This is a genomic window from Atopostipes suicloacalis DSM 15692 (assembly GCF_900129085.1).
GTDB classification, from domain to species: Bacteria; Bacillota; Bacilli; order Lactobacillales; family Carnobacteriaceae_A; genus Atopostipes; species Atopostipes suicloacalis.
In genome coordinates this window covers 1-16,380 of record NZ_FQUF01000016.1, presented here as the reverse complement: position 1 = coordinate 16,380, position 16,380 = coordinate 1, and the positions used below count along the sequence as shown (strand labels likewise).

The window sequence follows — 16,380 nt, the reverse complement described above, 5'->3', positions numbered from 1 at the left end:
ACTATTACTTTAGGGGGAATTTATTATTTTATTCAAAGAAATTTTAAATAACCTCAAATGTACCCAATAGTTTCGCATGGTAAACTTCATTTTCTTTTAAATAATTTCGTAGGGCTTCAATCGCATGGACTTCTAAATTTTGGTGATTTTTACCATATTTTGAAGGGACGCCTTGGTTTGTGACGTAACTTACCGAATAGGTTTTATCTAAATCTACCGGTTTTCCGGCAACTAATAAGGTTTGAATGCGATGGCCTTTAGGACTTTCTACTTTGAAGAAAGCTTTTAGTCCAATCGCTCGTTTCAAGTATCCGCCCATTTGATTATAGGGATTTGCGGCATAAGTATTTTCTATATTTTCTTCCAGCATTTCAATAATTTCTCTTCCCGTTAGCTCTGTTGTTGAAATCGGAGGATCCATGGGAATCATTTGGTAGAGTTCCTTCAGTGTAATAGGTCCTTTGACCATCGGTGCGCCATAACGCCAGCCATTTGAAAACACCAGGTCAGAATTTGTCTGATGTTGAATGGCTTCTAAAAGTAAATTATCCATCGTACTTTCTACATTCCATCCGCGATGTAAAATACCATCCGTATGTCCTACAATTTCTGTTAATTGTTCTTTGTATGGTTCTACTGCCTCATTCACTAACTCTTTCATTGTCGGATTTTCAGGAATATCTTCCGTAATGGTGATTAATGAGTGTTCTAGTTCTGTTATTTGTTGGTCATCGACGGTTAGATCAATTTTTCCAATAAATGAACTTTGCGAACCGGATTGTATGATGGTCGTGTTGTTTATTTGGACGGGTTCAGACAGACGATTATGTGTATGGCCACTTAAACAAATATCTACGCCCTCAATTTCTTGCATCATTTTAACATCTTGGGGGAAACCGAGATGAGAAAGAACTACAATTAAGTCTACCTCTTTCTTTTGAAGTTCTTCTACATATTTTGGCAGTTCTTTATCTCCTAAGGTAAAATATAAGCCCTTACTGAAATACGCCGGCATGGTTTTATCGATAATGGTTGCCGCTATTCCTATAATACCGATGGAAATGTCGTCTTGTTTCACAATGGTGTACGGTTCAAAATACAATTCATCGTTTTCTTCTCTGTATGCATTTATCGCTAAAATAGGATAATTTAATTTTTCTCCTATCGTTTTTAATCGTTCTGGACCGTAACCCATGTCCCAATGGAAAGTCATCGCTTGAATGCCCAACTCATTGACTAAGGGAATCAGTTGCTCCCCTTTTGAATCCACTGCTTCGTACGTTCCATGAAAGGTATCGCCATTGTCAAAAATAAAAGTTGGTTGTTCTTTTTGGCTATTCTCAATGACTGTTTTTATGCGAGAAAAACCGCCAGCTTCTTTCACTGTTATTCCTTCCTTATCATAAAAATGTTCTAAATGTGGTTCAATATAACCGTGCATATCGTTAATTTGTATAATTGAAAAATTTTTAACCATAAATCCCACTCCTCATCAATATAGATAGGTGGTCGTAAACAAATGCGTTAGTCATTGAGTCATTATTATAGTCATTTTACTAGTAATCAGTGATCTAACAAAATTATCCGTATGGAATGAGGAATTTAGTTCTATAATAGCTTTTTTTCTGATTTACTGGACATTATTTGAGAAAATGTCTCGTATTTCTGCTTTACTGGACATTATCTGAGAAATTGTCTCGTATTTCTGCTTTACTGGACATTATCTGAGAAAATGTCTCGTATTTCTAGTTTATTGGACATTATCTGAGAAAATGTCTCGTATTTAAGTGATCTATTTTAAATAGTGAGCTTTTATTGGGTATTTTTCTGAAGACTTCTGCTTTACCCTAGGGAGTAGGTGCTTTTTTTCACGCTCACTCCTGAGGATAGACGCTTTACCCTAAGGAGTTGATGCGTTTTTCACACTCATTCCTGAGGATAGACGCTTTACCCTAAGGAGTCGATAATTTTTTCACGCTCACTCCTTAGGGTAGTACGTTTCTCTAGTATAATGACTTCAGTTTCTTTCTCGATTTCGATAAAAACGGTATGAAGGAATCAGAGTCGATTCCTTCATACCGTTTTTCTAAAGCCATTTAAGACTATATTATTTATTATTGGTGATATTCTGCATAAACTTCTCTTTTGGGAAGTCCACGTTCTTTTGCGACGGCTTTGATTGCATCTTTACTCGACATTTTTTCATAGGTCATTTTATAGTCGATGTGTTCGAGTACGGTCCAATCTTCCCAATAATTTTCTTCTTCCACTTCGTCATTTCCAGCAACCAAGACGACAAATTCACCACGAAGTTGCGTTTCATTGGCCCACTCGTAAACTTCATTGGCAGTCCCACGAATAAATTCTTCATACCGTTTGGTTAGTTCTCGTGCCAATACGACTTGACGTTCTTCCCCAAATACAGCTACTAATTCTTTTAAGAATGAAGTCAAACGATGCGGGGATTCATAAAACATCAAAGTTTCAGGTTTGTCTTTTAAATGTTCTAATTCTTCATTTAATTCTGATTTTTTTCGGCTTAAAAAACCGTAAAATGTAAAGGGCTGCGGTGCGAGTCCAGAAGCAATTAGAGCAGTTAAAGCTGCGTTCGCTCCCGGTAATGGAACAACTGAGATATTTTGGGCAACTGCTGCCGCTACGAGTTCAACTCCAGGATCACTAATTGAAGGCATTCCTGCATCACTAACTTGTGCAATATTTTTTCCATCCAGCAAATCTTGAATGAGCGCATTTGTCTGCGCGTGCACATTATGTTCGTGGTAGCTGATTTTAGTCGTTTCAATTTCAAAATGATTGAGTAGTTTTTGGGTTACACGAGTGTCTTCACAAGCAATCAAATCCACTTCTTTTAAGGTTTGTACCGCTCGAAAGGTCATATCGTCAAGATTGCCTATAGGGGTGGGAACTAAATACAATGTTCCAAACTGATTTTCTGCATAACTTTGTTGGGTTTTCATCTTTTTATCCCTCGCTTTTTAATGATACAGTCTCTCTTTTTAGACAAAGGAAAAATCACGTCATTTTCCCGAAGGTAGGTTTCTTTTTGGGGACGAGTTAATTTTTTGAAGGCTGCTTCAGCTTTCATCGCTTCGCTTCTTGTCTCAAAGGTCTCGGCATAAATCATCTTTAGCGGTCGACGATAAGCGGGACGTGTATATTTTGCACCGATTCCTTCATTATGTTCATGCTCTCGACGCTTTAAATCTGTCGTATAGCCCGCATAAAAAGAATGGTCGCGACACCATAAAACATAAAAATAACTATTCTTCTCCATAAAGAATCTTCCTAACTTCTGGGCGATAATTTCCTGATTCATCATGTACGTATAAAGGAGGCAGCATTTTAAACCCTGCTTCTTTCCCATATTTAATGCCTTCGACAAGTACCATGTTCGCACTGGATTGCTCATTTGGATGCACAAATTGAACACTTTTTGGCGTGATATGGTATTTACGCATCCCATCCATTAACTCTAAAAAACGACTGGGGCGATACACAATATAAGCTTTACCATTCATTTTCAACAACTTAGAAATGGTATGAAGCAGTTCATCTAAAGACAAATACAATTCATGGCGGGCAATCGCAAGGTGTTCATTCGGATTCACCTGACCATTTTCTTCAAGTGGAAAATATGGTGGGTTACAAGTAATGACATCAACCGTATCATAATGCACCGTACTGAGGTTTTTTAAATCTTTATGAATCATGGAAATCCGATCTTCTAGCCCATTTAATTGGATACTCCGTCGGGCCATATCAACCAGTTCTTCTTGGATTTCAATCCCATAGACAGGACTTTTTGTTTTTTGGGAAATCATCAAAGCAACTGCACCATTTCCAGAACACAGATCTATCACTTTTTGATCATCTCGATTCCTTAGCTTCGCAAAATGACCGAGTAAAACAGCATCTAATGAAAAAGAAAAGACTTTAGGACTTTGAATAATTTTTAAATCATATTGCATCAACTGATCTATTCTTTCATTTTCTTTTAACACATTTTCCACCTTCTCCATCTGACGATCCCACAAAAAAAGTAATAGAACCCACGAAGAAATGGGGTCTATTACTATCTTTCGCCGTAAATTACTTCTAAACAAAAAGCACATGGTTCATCTTCAACACGACGTTGCCCATAAAACATATTACATACGTGAAAGCCCTCTTCATAAATATTTTCTAAATTTAATCGAGATTTCGTCAAGCCAGCATTTTCTTGATTCTCTTGTACTTGAACGGCTTGATCTTCTAGTCTTTCACGTAAGTGCTTATTTTCCATACGCAAAGTTTGATTTTCTTCTAAAAGGTTTGCGATCTCATCCTTTAATGTACTTAGTGTCTGAAGAGTGGCGTCCGTTTTTGATTCTATCTCGACAATTGTGTCGATGATTTCTTTTTTTTCCAAAAATTCCACTCCTGTTATACTACATATTCTTCACTTTTTGCTTTTAACTACTCTTATAGATCTATTATTCGTAAAGCAATTTGCTCAAAAACGCCTTGAGCAGCAACATAACGATTTAATTTCTTCTTTCCCTCTAGAACAATCGATAAAAATTGTGGCAATTTATAACCGATTGTGGGAGTTATCATTTGGTCTAGTTCTTTTTCGTATTTAGAAAAAGCTAAAACTCGATCTTGTTCAAAATAAATCGTAATTAAATCTTGATACAATAAAATAAGTAAATCTAACAAACGGGCAGAAGCTTCCCGATTGTCTACCTGTTCCATTAAGTTCGTTTGGATATAAATTAAGGCTTGGTCATCTCTTTTGTTTAATAATTTAAACCATTCCCATATCGTCTTAACTAGCGCTCCAAAATTTTCTTTCTCATAAATCTCTTGCGCTTCCGCTGCATCTTGTGTGAGATTCGCAAGTAAAGTTGCTGTTTGACGTGGAATATCTTTTGCTGTAATTTCTTCCACTCGTTCATGGATATTGCGAACAGGGAAATGGATCAATTGGCATCTTGAGACGATGGTCGGTAATAATTGTTGAACCTCCGTCGTTAGAAGCAAAATTGTAATTTCTCCTTCGGGTTCTTCGATAAACTTTAACAAACTATTGGCAGCACTTGTGGTTATTTTATCCATGTCTTCAATGATTAAAATTTTTCGACGACTTTCCATCCCACTCTTTGAAAATTCATCCTTAATTGCACGAACTTGGTTCACTTTTATGGAAAGCCCTTCAGGTTCGATAATCGTTACATCTGGATGCTCTTCATGCTCAATTCTCACACATTGATTACAAGAAAGACATGGGGAACCATCCGGCAGTCGATGCTGACAATGAATACTTTGTGCTAACCACTTTGCCATCTCCAGTTTGCCAGATCCCGCAACTCCTTCGAAGATATAGGCATGTTGGAGTTGTTTATTTTTAATGATTTTTGAAAATAACGTTTGAATTTCAGGTTGTTTACTTGCAACAGATGCCATAATAACTTCTTCCTAAATATTATATTTTTTTGAATTGTTCGATATCAAGAACAAACACTGTGGCTCCGCCCACTTCAACATCTACTGGGTAGTTTAGATTCATTTCAAAATTAAAGTCATAAGTTGGAGGTGCCATAATGGATTGAACACGTGTTTTACATACTTCTTCAATAATGTCTATAACCGTGTCGACTTTATTATTCTCTGTACCCACTATAAATGTACTGTTTCCCGCACGCATGAAACCACCTGTTGATGCTAATCTTGTAGATCTTACACCATTTTTTGTAAATGTTTCATTTAGCTTTTTACTGTCTTCATCTTGTACGATTGCAATAATTAATTTCATTATTATCTCCTCCTAATACTTTAAAATCATTTTATTCTTTTAATAAATCTAATCCCTGTAGTTTTGATTTCAAGACTTGCCAAGTGTCTTCTAATACTTTTTCTTTGCTTTGGCTAGCATCAATTAAAATCATCCGTTCAGAATTGTTTACTAATAAAACATGATAAGCTTCTCGCACACGATTATGAAAATCAATTTTTTCTAGTTCTAATCGATCTTTTTCGCGGTTGGAAAGTTCGCTGCCAATTCGATTCAATCCCACTTGAGCATCCACATCTAAATAAAGTGTAAGATCAGGCGTTAAATTTTCTGTTGCAAATTGATTGAGCGTTGCGACCTCTTTTACACCAATTTCTCGACCAGCTCCCTGATAAGCGATCGAACTATCTACAAAACGGTCACATAACACAACCTCTCCACGTGTCAGCGCTGGCTTAATGGTTTCAATGATATGTTGTCGACGACTCGCCGCAAACAGCAAAGCTTCCGTGCGGTCATCCATTTCTTTATTCACAGGGTCAATAATTACTTCGCGAATTTTTTCTGCAATATCACTGCCCCCCGGTTCTCTAGTTACCGTTAAAGGAACTTTCAAATGATCGGCTAAACAGGCACCTAGCTTTCGAACAAGTGTGGTTTTCCCTGAGCCATCTGGTCCCTCTACTGTTATAAACAATCCTTGCAATAGACTCTCTCCGTTTCTACAACCTTCTATATAAGTCATTATACGTTAGAATAGCATAATTTTCCATTAATTATACAAAATGAAATAAAGCCGTTGGTTCTTATGCGAAGAATAAAACCTTACATTTCTGTACGCCCTTCTACCGCTTTTAGTAAAGTCACTTCATCTGCATACTCAATATCGCTGCCTACAGACAAACCATGCGCTAAACGGGAGACTTTTATCTCTGCTGGTTTAATCAGACGGGATAGATAAGTTGCCGTTGCTTCTCCTTCTACATTTGCATTGGTTGCAATAATCACTTCTTTAACCTCATCATTTTGCAGCCTTTTTAATAAAGAAGCCATATTAATGTCTTCAGGCCCTGTACCTTCTACGGGAGATAAAACGCCGTGCAGCACATGATATAATCCGCTATATTCTTGCATTTTTTCTAACGCAATGACATCTTTGGCTTGTTCAACAACCAAAATGACTGATTGATCACGATTTTTATCCGAACAAATTGAACAAGGATCACTCTCTGTTATATTTCCACAAATCGAACAATATTTTAAATCTCGTTTTACACTTACCAGATTCTTCGCAAAATCTGTCACATCCTCTTCTCGCATATTGACCGTATAAAAGGCCAATCGAGATGCCGTCTTCTCACCAATCCCGGGTAATTTCATATAGCTTTCCATTAAACGAGAAATAGGTTCTGGATAATACATTTAATCTTCCTGCTTTCATCTAAAACTGTCTTACATTCCTGGGATATTTAAATTATTTGTATATTTGCCCATAACTTGTTCTGTTTCATTTTCTACTTGTTGTAAGACATCATTTAGTGCCAATAAAACCAAATCTTCTAAAAACTCACTATCGCCCATTTCCGCAATATCTTCTTTGATCTTTACGTCTTGGACTTCACGCTTACCATTCATTGTTATTTTGACTAAGTCGTCATTGGCTACTCCAGTGAATGTTTTTTGTTCTAATTTTTCTTGAGCTTGTCCCATGTCTTTTTGCATTTTTTGCATTTGCTTCATCATATTTTTCATATTTCCACGCATTGATAAATTCTCCTTAAAATCTTTAATATTTTATTTAGTCTATAAGTACTAGTCTACAATTTCAACAAAGTCTTCTCCAAACATTTCAACTGCTTTAGAAACAACTTCATTTTCTTTTTTTTCTGCTTGATTATCTGTATCTTTTTCTATCTTTGAATCCTTATTTTTTTCTTTGTGATTCATGCGATCAATATAATCTTGTCTTGCTTTAGGCCATTCTTCGCTTGTGATACAAACGAGTTGGATTTTTTTGTCAATAATTTTATCTAAATAACTATTGACTGTTTCGTGCAACAATGTATCTTCTTGCGCTCGTTCACACAAAATATCATAATCAAATTTTACAACAAGTGCTGTTGGACTTGCAGCAACAGGCTCAGAATTATTCATTAATGCTTTTTGTCCAACATCTAAAACATCCAAAATATCTATCCAAACAGATTTTATCTCTCGTAAATCTTCATGGGTAGCTTCTTCAAGCACTTTATAGACGCTTGTTCTATTGGCTTTAAATTGCCCAGTTGGACTTTTTGGGGTTGCTTTTTTTTGTGTGTTTATTTGTGGACTATTATTAGTTGCAGTCGCTCCATTCTCTTTCAATGTTTGAAGAGTTTGTTTCATACTGGCTAATTCTTTTTGAAGAGCAGCCACTTCGTCATTCCCTGGAAGGGAGGGTTGGGTTTGTGGTGCTTCAGCTGCCATTTGAGAACCTGAAATGGTTGCTTCCACTTCACGTTGAGATAACTTAATTGTGGCCACTTCTAGATAAACTTCGGCATGGTTGCTTAATCGCAACTCTTGCTGGGTATTGTTAAAGACGCTGATGATTTGATAGAGAAAATCTTCTGGAATGCTGGTAGCGAGTTGTTCAAAGCGATCGCTAAATTTTGCAATTTTAAACAATGAACGATCTTTTTCTTTTGTGTTTTGGAAAAGCAATAAATCTCGACCAAATAAAATCACATCTTCTACAAATCTTCCGGCATCTTTTCCTTCAGCTAGCAAGTTTTGAAGTAAGTCTAGTGCATTTTTTGTATTTTTTTCGGTTAATGATTTGAAGTAATCTTCGAGCAAATCTTGGGTTACACTGCCTGTAATTTGTTGGATATCTTCTGTTAAAATTTGATGGTCGTGAAAAGACAGTGCCTGGTCTAGAATACTTAAACCATCACGCATTCCGCCTTCAGCAGCTTTCGCAATGAGTAATAAAGCATCTTCTTCAAAGTCGACATTCATTTCTTTTAAAATGTATTCCATACGTCGCATAATGTCTTCTTGTGAAATTCGTCGAAAATCGAAACGTTGAGTCCGCGAGATAATGGTTAGCGGTATTTTGTGTGGTTCTGTAGTTGCTAGTAGAAAGATAACATTTTTTGGAGGTTCTTCTAATGTTTTCAAAAGAGCATTAAAAGCGCCCATCGATAACATATGCACCTCGTCAATAATATAAACTTTATAATCCGCTTGTGTTGGGGCATAATTTGCTTTTTCGCGGATATCTCGAATTTCTTCGACGCCATTATTACTTGCCGCATCTATTTCAATGACATCGCCTAAACTACCTTCTGTAATTTGTTGGCAGATGGCACATTCATTGCATGGTTCACCGTCTACTGGATGTTGGCAGTTAATGGCTTTCGCAAATATTTTAGCAATACTCGTTTTTCCTGTTCCCCGTGGTCCTGTAAATAAATAAGCATGACTTGGTTGTTTTTTTCGAATGGCATTTTGTAGTGTTTGTGCAATCATTTCTTGTCCGTAAACATCTTTAAATGTTTGAGGACGCCATACTCGGTATAAAGCCTGATAGGACATTTTTTCTCACCCTTATATTTTTCATTCTTCTTTATTATAAAAGAAATAAGGGGCAATTAACATGGTTAATCCTTGATAAATGAAATTGTTCGATGATTTAACATAGTTTGCGTTCGTTCGGCTGTTCTACCTATTTTTCAGATTGGATTCACACGAGCTGGAACATCCCGTACATTTCAGAGTACATTCATTTTCTTTGCATCGATAATTATTTTTGAGATAATGGAAAAGAAGAACTCATAAAAAATTCTAATGAAATGATTTAGAAAACTAAACGAATATATAATTTTTGAAATAAATAATATATAGGAGGCGGTAATATGGAACATTATATTTTATCAGACAGTTTTAAAATTCCCAAAATTGGCTTTGGAACATCAGGATTTAAAGGGAGCGACGGTGCTCGACGAATTGAAATGGCCTTAAAGAATGGTTATCGATTAATCGATTCAGCCTATAATTATGAAAATGAAGGCGCTGTAGGATATGCGATTCGAAATAGCGGCATTCCACGTAATGAAATTACAGTCACTTCAAAATTGCCTGGACGTCATCACGCCTATGCGGATGCTATGAAAGCTATTGAAGAGTCGATTATGCGTACCGGTTTAGACTATCTTGACTTATACTTAATTCACTGGCCTAATCCAAAGCAAGATAAGTATGTTGAAGCTTGGAAAGCAATGATTGATGCGCAAAAAGCAGGACTTATTCGTTCAATTGGGGTCAGCAACTTCTTACCAGAGCACATTGAACGTTTGGAAAAAGAAACAGGAGTTTTGCCTGTCATTAATCAAGTTGAATTGCATCCTTACTTTAACCAAGAAGAACAGCTAAAATTTGATACTTCAAAAGGGATTATCACGCAAGCTTGGGGACCTGTCGGACAGAAAAATGAGACCTTAGATGAAAAAGTTATTATGGACATTGCGGACAAACACGGAAAAACGACGGCACAAGTTGTTTTACGTTGGGAAATCCAACTCGGTGTTCTTCCGATTCCAAAATCAAGTCACGCAGGGCGTCAAACTGAGAATTTGAACATTTTTGACTTTGAGCTATCCGATGAAGAAATGAATCAAATCAATGGCTTAACTCGCGAAGATGGTCGGAATAAAGATTTAGATCCAGCGAAACATGAAGAATTTTAAAAATTAAATTTCATCTTAAAATAAAAAAGGCAAAAGTAGTGGGAGAAACCAACTACTTTTGCCTTCACATCATAATTTAAAGATGGAGAATCTAAGACAAATTTTCTTAGACTCTCCATCTTTTTGTAGTAATATTATTTTAACTCATAAGTTAAAATTTCTTCCTCGACAAATTCTCCTACTTCTTGACGAAGATTATAATTATAAATTAGTTTTTTGTCATACACATCAGGATTTTCAGCTTTATAGGATTCATAATCAGCTGTATTGAGCAACTCTCTAATCCCAATTTGTTTGTCACTTCCATCTTTTTCTGGATCATAATTGGAGGCAAAAAATTCTAAGGCTGGCTCGCTTAAATGATACTCACTAGCAAATTCTTGTAATTTATTTCTCTGCTTTTCGCTAACTCTTTCGCTTATCCAATTTGCAGCTTTAACATCTTTATATTTTTCTGGATCAGTAGAGAAACGATGGATAAAATCTAATACAATTTCTGATAATTTTGGATTTCCTCTACCAAATTCTTCGATAACTTTAGTAATTTCTGATAGTTTTTTACTATGATCTTTATTGGGTTCTTCAATTTGAGCTTGTCTATAACTATCTACTAAAGATAGTAAATATTCATAATCTATTTTTTCTGTTTTGATCGATTCAATTTCATATTCAATATCGAATTCAAAAGGTATATCTTCTTTTTCAGGACCAACAACCTCATCACGAATTCTTTCGATTAAATTTTCATAAGCACCATTAAATTGTTCTAATCCATCTTGTTCGAGGTTATAAATTTCCTCAAATTCTCCTTCAGAAAAATCATCCATATAATTCGTATACACTTGAAGTGAGCTATATGCTTTATCAAAACGTTGGAAAGCACTGGCAGCTTTTCTCATTTCTTCAAGTTGGTTTAATTCTATCATATGTTCAGGAGTCGGTGTTATTTCTCTGAATTCTGTTAATGCTTCTTCAAATTCTAACATTGATTCTTCCCATGTAGGAGCCTGTACTTCGTTTTCTCCGCCATTCGAATAAAGATATAACGCTTCATCTACTGCCTTCTCATATAAATGTGGTGTCTGAAAAGTAACAATTTGCCCAAATTTCTTTCGATCATTAAAAATTCGATTCGTTCTAGAAAAAGCTTGTATTAAATGATGAGGCTTCATTGGCGATCTATCCATAAATAAAGTCGACAACGAAGGAGCATCGAATCCTGTTAACAAGCGATCAACCACAATCACTAAATCTAACTGCTCATCTCTATATTTATATTTTTCCTTTTTTCTGGCTAATCGTTCATTAAGGTTCCGATTGTAACTATTTATCGTTTCAAGAGTGAAATTTGTGTCAAACATTTCGTTATAATCGCTTAGTACTTCTTTCATCGCATTTTGATGTTTTACTGAATGTTCTTCATTATCTGAAACAGAATATGTAATCGCCACTTTAGGAAAATCATTGACCGTACTTTTAGTTTTTTTACTAATTTTAATGTCTGGATGGTTTCCATTTTTAATCTCTTTAAATAAATTATAATAATCAATTGCCTTATCAATCGAGTTAGTTGTTAGCATTCCACCAAATGTCTGTCCTACACCATTTAAGAATCCGAATTTATTCTGAGACTTATTAATTATAGAATCAGCTACTTGTTCCATATGAGCTGGTTCATCAAATAAACTCGACTCTAACTTAGCTTCTTTTTCTTCTATCGTTAGAGCATCAATATTCAAATTCGGGTGATGTTGGATTAAATGTTGATCTATTTGAAAATCACTAATGGTTGATTTATATTCCACTTGGAAACCTAAAACTGCCCGATCATGAATTGCCTCTTTAACAGTATATTCATGCAATCGCTCCCCGTATTGTTCTTCAGTCGTTCGGGCCATATCACCAAATTCATCTCTAGCATTTTCAGCAAATAATGGAGTTCCTGTAAATCCATACCACTGTGAGTTCCCGAAAAATTCATTTAATTCTTTCTGTTTCCAAGGCGTCACTGCTCTATGCGCTTCATCCACAACAAAACCAATGTTCGCACCTTTAGCACGATTTATCTTTTTATTTTTAGGGAATCTTTCATGTTGTAGCATTACATGATTTAATTTTTGAATAGTTGTTACAATGACCGTTTTTTCTTTAGATGATAACTTTTCAATTAATTCATTCACATTATCTGTTTGGTCAATTTGAACAGAATCATTTTCAGAATAAGATAAAAATGAGCTCGTTGTTTGCTGATCTAAATCTCTACGATCCACAATAAAAATAGTTTTTTCTATTTTTTTATTTTCTAGTAAACTATGAGCTACTTTGTAAGAAGTCAAAGTTTTTCCTGATCCTGTAGTATGCCAAACATAACCTGATTCATAATTTTTATTCGCTGTTTTCACCGCTTCTATCGCATGAATTTGATAAGGTCGCAGTAAAATAATCGCTTTTTTATCATGGTCCAATACAGAATAATGGGCCACCATATTGTGAGCAGCAGGAATAGTTAAAACCTCTTCTGCAAAATCTAGATAATTTCGTACAGGCTTATTATCTTTGTCTACCCATCCTGTTAAGAATGCTGGATTTAATTGATCTTCTTCACCAGCCGCTATGTATTTTGTTTCAGTACCATTTGACACCACAAACATTTGTACAGTCGAATAAATCCCTTGAAATTTTCCATTTGAAATATATCGCTGAATTTGACGAAAAGCATCATTCCATGGTTTTCTGTGACTTTTTAATTCAATATGTATCATAGGCAAACCATTGATTAATAATGTAACATCAAACCGTGCATCTTGGTCTTGTATATTTGTTTTCTTCGCTTCGAATTGATTGATAATCTCGTAAACCGAATCACCACCAGCTACTTCACGGGCGCTGACCACTTTTAATTCTACTCGCCCTAAACTCGCATCTTCGCGTTCTAAAATAACTTTTGCTACACCGTTTTCTCCTCTTAAAAATTTCGCAGACTCAAAAAAAGTTGTAGAAGTTACATCTAATTTGATTCGTTCTTTTTCTTGTTCCGTTAAAGGATTTTCAAGTAAAATCGCTTTATTTGTATATTTTAAATGATTAAAAAAATTATCCCATAACTGCTCTTCTGTTTTTAAATCCTCACGATAATTCCAATGAGAACCTTCCACAGTTAACAATTCAATTAATTTATTTTCCATTTCTTGCTCTTGAGTAAAAATATTATTCATAAACCTTCACCTACTCACATGTTTAATAAATATCCATTTATATATTATTTTCATTATACCAAAGAAATATTGATTTAAAAGAGTGCTTTCAGAAATTTTTACTTGAGTGCGGTGAAAGTAAAATATCTAAAATTACTCTTGCTTGTGTACAGTAATTACTTTATCTATAAAGGAAACGCATGTTTAAGGTAACAATAACATGGATGCAGTGTGAATTAGCTAACTTAATTGAGCTACTACGCTCATATCCATTATCAAGAAAATATGAAACTCATAGAAATTCAGGTTTCAGATATATTCATTATGGTGATATTCACACAGGCATAGCGAATGTCATTAATGAAGAAAATAATTTACCATGTATACTAGAAGGAAAATATAGAACATTAAAAAAAGATGACATTATATTAGCTGATGCTTCAGAAGATTATCAAGGTATCGCTTGGCCTGCAGTCTTAAATATAAATCCAGATGAAAACATTGTTGCGGGTCTGCATACTATTGCTTTGAGACCCAAAGCTAATATTGACAGTTTGTTTATGTACTATACTTTTTTAACAACTGATTTCCGAAAATTTGGTTACCGTATGGGAACTGGGATGAAAGTATTTGGTATAACAAGTAATAATTTATTAAAGTATAATTTTAATATGCCATCAAAAATTGACGAACAAATTAAAATTAGGAGTATTATTGACTTCATCAATAATGTAATTACTCTTGAACAGGAAAAATTAAATCTTATTTTAAAAATGAAACATGTTTTTTTAAGAAAAGTATATTCAACTAAAGCTAATGACAATATGGTTTTATGTAAGTTGAACAATTATATTTCGAAAAAAGGGAAAATAAATAAAGAGAATAAAGAATATATTGTTTCATCGGTAAATAATAAAAAAGGTTTTATTAACCAGAGTGAACAATTTGAAAGTACTCGTCTTAATAATTTAGATAAAAGTACATATAGAATAATAGAGCCAAAAGATTTTGCGTATAATCCATCAAGAATTAACGTTGGTTCTATTGGATATAATGATACAGACAATATATTAATTGTCAGTCCTTTGTATATTGTATTTCGGTTAAATGATGAAATTAATGATAGATATTTTTATTATTATACACAAACTGAAAAATTTTTATATGAAGTAAATCGAAATACAGAAGGTAGTGTTAGGCAAAGTTTGACGTTTGAAAACATGGGTAATATCAATATACCAATACCTAATAATTATCAAACACAACTGTTAATCTCTCAATACTTTAAAAAAATAGATAATATAATATTTATTACTGAGCAAAAGATTAATAGATGTAAAAAAATAAAAACATATTTACTTCAAAGTTTATTTGTATAAATTCAATATCTCCTGATAATAGAGTTATCTTAAATTTATCAGGAGGTATTTTATGTCAAAAAGAAAACAAAATGAGTTGTTACATCAATATTTTATTGAATGGGTACATATGTATAAAGTAGGTGCTATCAGAGAAACAACATTGCAGAAGTATTATATTTCTCATAAGCATTTGGTGAATTTAGCACCAACTTTGAGGTTAAAAGATTTAAATAGAAAATCCTATCAACAACTAATGAATGATTTTGCTGAAACACATGAACGGCAGACTACAATGGACTTTCATCATCAGGTTAAGAGCGCAATTTTCGATGCTTTTGATGATGGACTACTTGAGAGAGATCCTACTCGTAAAGTTGTTATTAAAGGGAAAAAACCATCTTCAAAAAGAGCGCAATATTTAAATCAATTTGAGCTTAAAGCACTTTTAAATGAATTGGAGTTAGGTACAGAAGTAAATTATGATTGGCTAATTTTTTTAATTGCAAAGACAGGGCTAAGATTTGGTGAAGCGCTTGGAGTAACCCCAAATGATTTTGATTTTTCTCGTCAAACGTTAGATATTAATAAAACATGGAATTATAAAAAAGCATTAGGTGGCTTTCAACCCACAAAGAATCAATCTTCGAATCGTAAAGTTCAATTAGATTGGCAGACAGTTATGCAGTTCTCACATTTAATTGTTAACATGAATCCTAATGAACCAATTTTTGTAAAAGAAAGAATTCATAATTCTACAATTAATCAGATATTACAAAGACACTGTAGGAGTACGAATGTCCCAGAAATAACTATTCACTCTTTAAGACATACCCATGCATCCTTACTATTATATGGTGGTGTATCAATTGCCACAGTAGCAAAGAGATTAGGACATTCTAACATAACAACAACTCAAAATACTTATCTTCATATTATCCATGAATTAGAAAATCAAGATAATAATAAAATGATGAATGTATTGTCGAATATTATTTAAAATTAAAAGGATTACGAAAAAATCGATAAAGTCCATATAATTGTGTAAAAGTAAAAAGGCCATATAAACGTCCTTTTACGGTACAATGTTTTTAACGCAAAAACATACCTAGGAGGACTTCATATGACCCAAGTACATTTTACACTGAATAACGAAGAGGTTCAAAGCATTATTGAACATTCTGTCAAAGATGACGTATCGAAAAATATTTTAACCACCATTTTCAATCAACTGATGGAAGAACAACGAACGGAATATATCCAAGCCCAGGAATATGAAAGAACGAATGATCGAAGAAGCCAAC

The 16,380-nt window shown here is 34.3% G+C and carries 16 protein-coding genes; 4 read left to right on the top strand and 12 right to left on the bottom strand.

What is annotated here, in order from left to right; genetic code table 11:
- Positions 1–43 precede the first annotated feature (43 nt).
- The 11 genes from BUB96_RS05980 to dnaX all read right to left on the bottom strand — a co-directional run bounded on the left by BUB96_RS05980 (position 44) and on the right by dnaX (position 9,373).
- Entirely contained in the window at positions 44–1,477 is a 1,434-nt protein-coding gene (locus BUB96_RS05980) for a bifunctional metallophosphatase/5'-nucleotidase (protein WP_073297803.1), read from the bottom strand.
- Between the two features lie 637 nt (positions 1,478–2,114).
- Positions 2,115–2,978: a 16S rRNA (cytidine(1402)-2'-O)-methyltransferase gene (gene rsmI / locus BUB96_RS05975; protein ID WP_073297801.1), complete on the bottom strand. Its 864-nt coding sequence runs from the start codon at positions 2,976–2,978 to the stop codon at positions 2,115–2,117.
- On the bottom strand, positions 2,975–3,295 hold the full coding sequence (locus BUB96_RS05970; RefSeq protein ID WP_073297799.1) for a GIY-YIG nuclease family protein: 321 nt from the start codon (positions 3,293–3,295) through the stop codon (positions 2,975–2,977). The genes rsmI and BUB96_RS05970 overlap by 4 nt, the downstream gene beginning before the upstream one ends.
- A complete protein-coding gene (locus BUB96_RS05965; RefSeq protein WP_234945810.1) occupies positions 3,282–4,022 on the bottom strand; it encodes a tRNA1(Val) (adenine(37)-N6)-methyltransferase in 741 nt (246 codons plus the stop codon). Before BUB96_RS05965 ends, BUB96_RS05970 begins: the two co-directional genes overlap by 14 nt.
- Before the next feature lie 71 nt (positions 4,023–4,093).
- Positions 4,094–4,438, bottom strand: coding sequence for a DNA replication initiation control protein YabA (locus tag BUB96_RS05960; RefSeq protein WP_407639289.1), 345 nt, complete (start codon positions 4,436–4,438; stop codon positions 4,094–4,096).
- A 44-nt stretch (positions 4,439–4,482) separates the two neighbouring features.
- Positions 4,483–5,466, bottom strand: a complete 984-nt coding sequence (gene holB, locus BUB96_RS05955; protein WP_073297790.1) for a DNA polymerase III subunit delta' — start codon at positions 5,464–5,466, stop codon at positions 4,483–4,485.
- Between the two features lie 19 nt (positions 5,467–5,485).
- A complete protein-coding gene (locus tag BUB96_RS05950) occupies positions 5,486–5,815 on the bottom strand; it encodes a cyclic-di-AMP receptor (RefSeq protein WP_073297788.1) in 330 nt (109 codons plus the stop codon).
- Positions 5,816–5,846: 31 nt separating this feature from the next.
- Positions 5,847–6,500, bottom strand: a complete 654-nt coding sequence (gene tmk / locus BUB96_RS05945) for a dTMP kinase (RefSeq protein ID WP_073297786.1) — start codon at positions 6,498–6,500, stop codon at positions 5,847–5,849.
- 119 nt (positions 6,501–6,619) lie between these two features.
- Entirely contained in the window at positions 6,620–7,216 is a 597-nt protein-coding gene (gene recR, locus BUB96_RS05940) for a recombination mediator RecR (RefSeq protein ID WP_073297784.1), read from the bottom strand.
- A 30-nt stretch (positions 7,217–7,246) separates the two neighbouring features.
- A complete protein-coding gene (locus tag BUB96_RS05935) occupies positions 7,247–7,558 on the bottom strand; it encodes a YbaB/EbfC family nucleoid-associated protein (protein WP_073297782.1) in 312 nt (103 codons plus the stop codon).
- Between the two features lie 48 nt (positions 7,559–7,606).
- Positions 7,607–9,373 carry a DNA polymerase III subunit gamma/tau gene (dnaX, locus tag BUB96_RS05930; RefSeq protein WP_073297780.1) on the bottom strand — a complete coding sequence of 589 codons (1,767 nt, stop codon included), beginning with the start codon at positions 9,371–9,373 and terminating at the stop codon, positions 7,607–7,609.
- Positions 9,374–9,693: 320 nt separating this feature from the next.
- Between dnaX and BUB96_RS05925 the strand changes: the two genes are divergently transcribed.
- Positions 9,694–10,524: an aldo/keto reductase gene (locus BUB96_RS05925; RefSeq protein ID WP_073297778.1), complete on the top strand. Its 831-nt coding sequence runs from the start codon at positions 9,694–9,696 to the stop codon at positions 10,522–10,524.
- Positions 10,525–10,658: 134 nt separating this feature from the next.
- Here the strand turns inward: BUB96_RS05925 and BUB96_RS05920 are convergent, their stop codons facing one another.
- A complete protein-coding gene (locus BUB96_RS05920; protein ID WP_073297776.1) occupies positions 10,659–13,739 on the bottom strand; it encodes a type I restriction endonuclease subunit R in 3,081 nt (1,026 codons plus the stop codon).
- A 179-nt stretch (positions 13,740–13,918) separates the two neighbouring features.
- Between BUB96_RS05920 and BUB96_RS05915 the strand changes: the two genes are divergently transcribed.
- The 3 genes from BUB96_RS05915 to BUB96_RS05905 all read left to right on the top strand — a co-directional run.
- Positions 13,919–15,097, top strand: coding sequence for a restriction endonuclease subunit S (locus BUB96_RS05915; protein WP_073297773.1), 1,179 nt, complete (start codon positions 13,919–13,921; stop codon positions 15,095–15,097).
- A 52-nt stretch (positions 15,098–15,149) separates the two neighbouring features.
- Positions 15,150–16,076 carry a site-specific integrase gene (locus BUB96_RS05910; protein ID WP_073297771.1) on the top strand — a complete coding sequence of 309 codons (927 nt, stop codon included), beginning with the start codon at positions 15,150–15,152 and terminating at the stop codon, positions 16,074–16,076.
- Positions 16,077–16,199: 123 nt separating this feature from the next.
- On the top strand, positions 16,200–16,380 hold a 181-nt coding region (locus tag BUB96_RS05905), incomplete at its 3' end, for a transposase (RefSeq protein WP_200789051.1).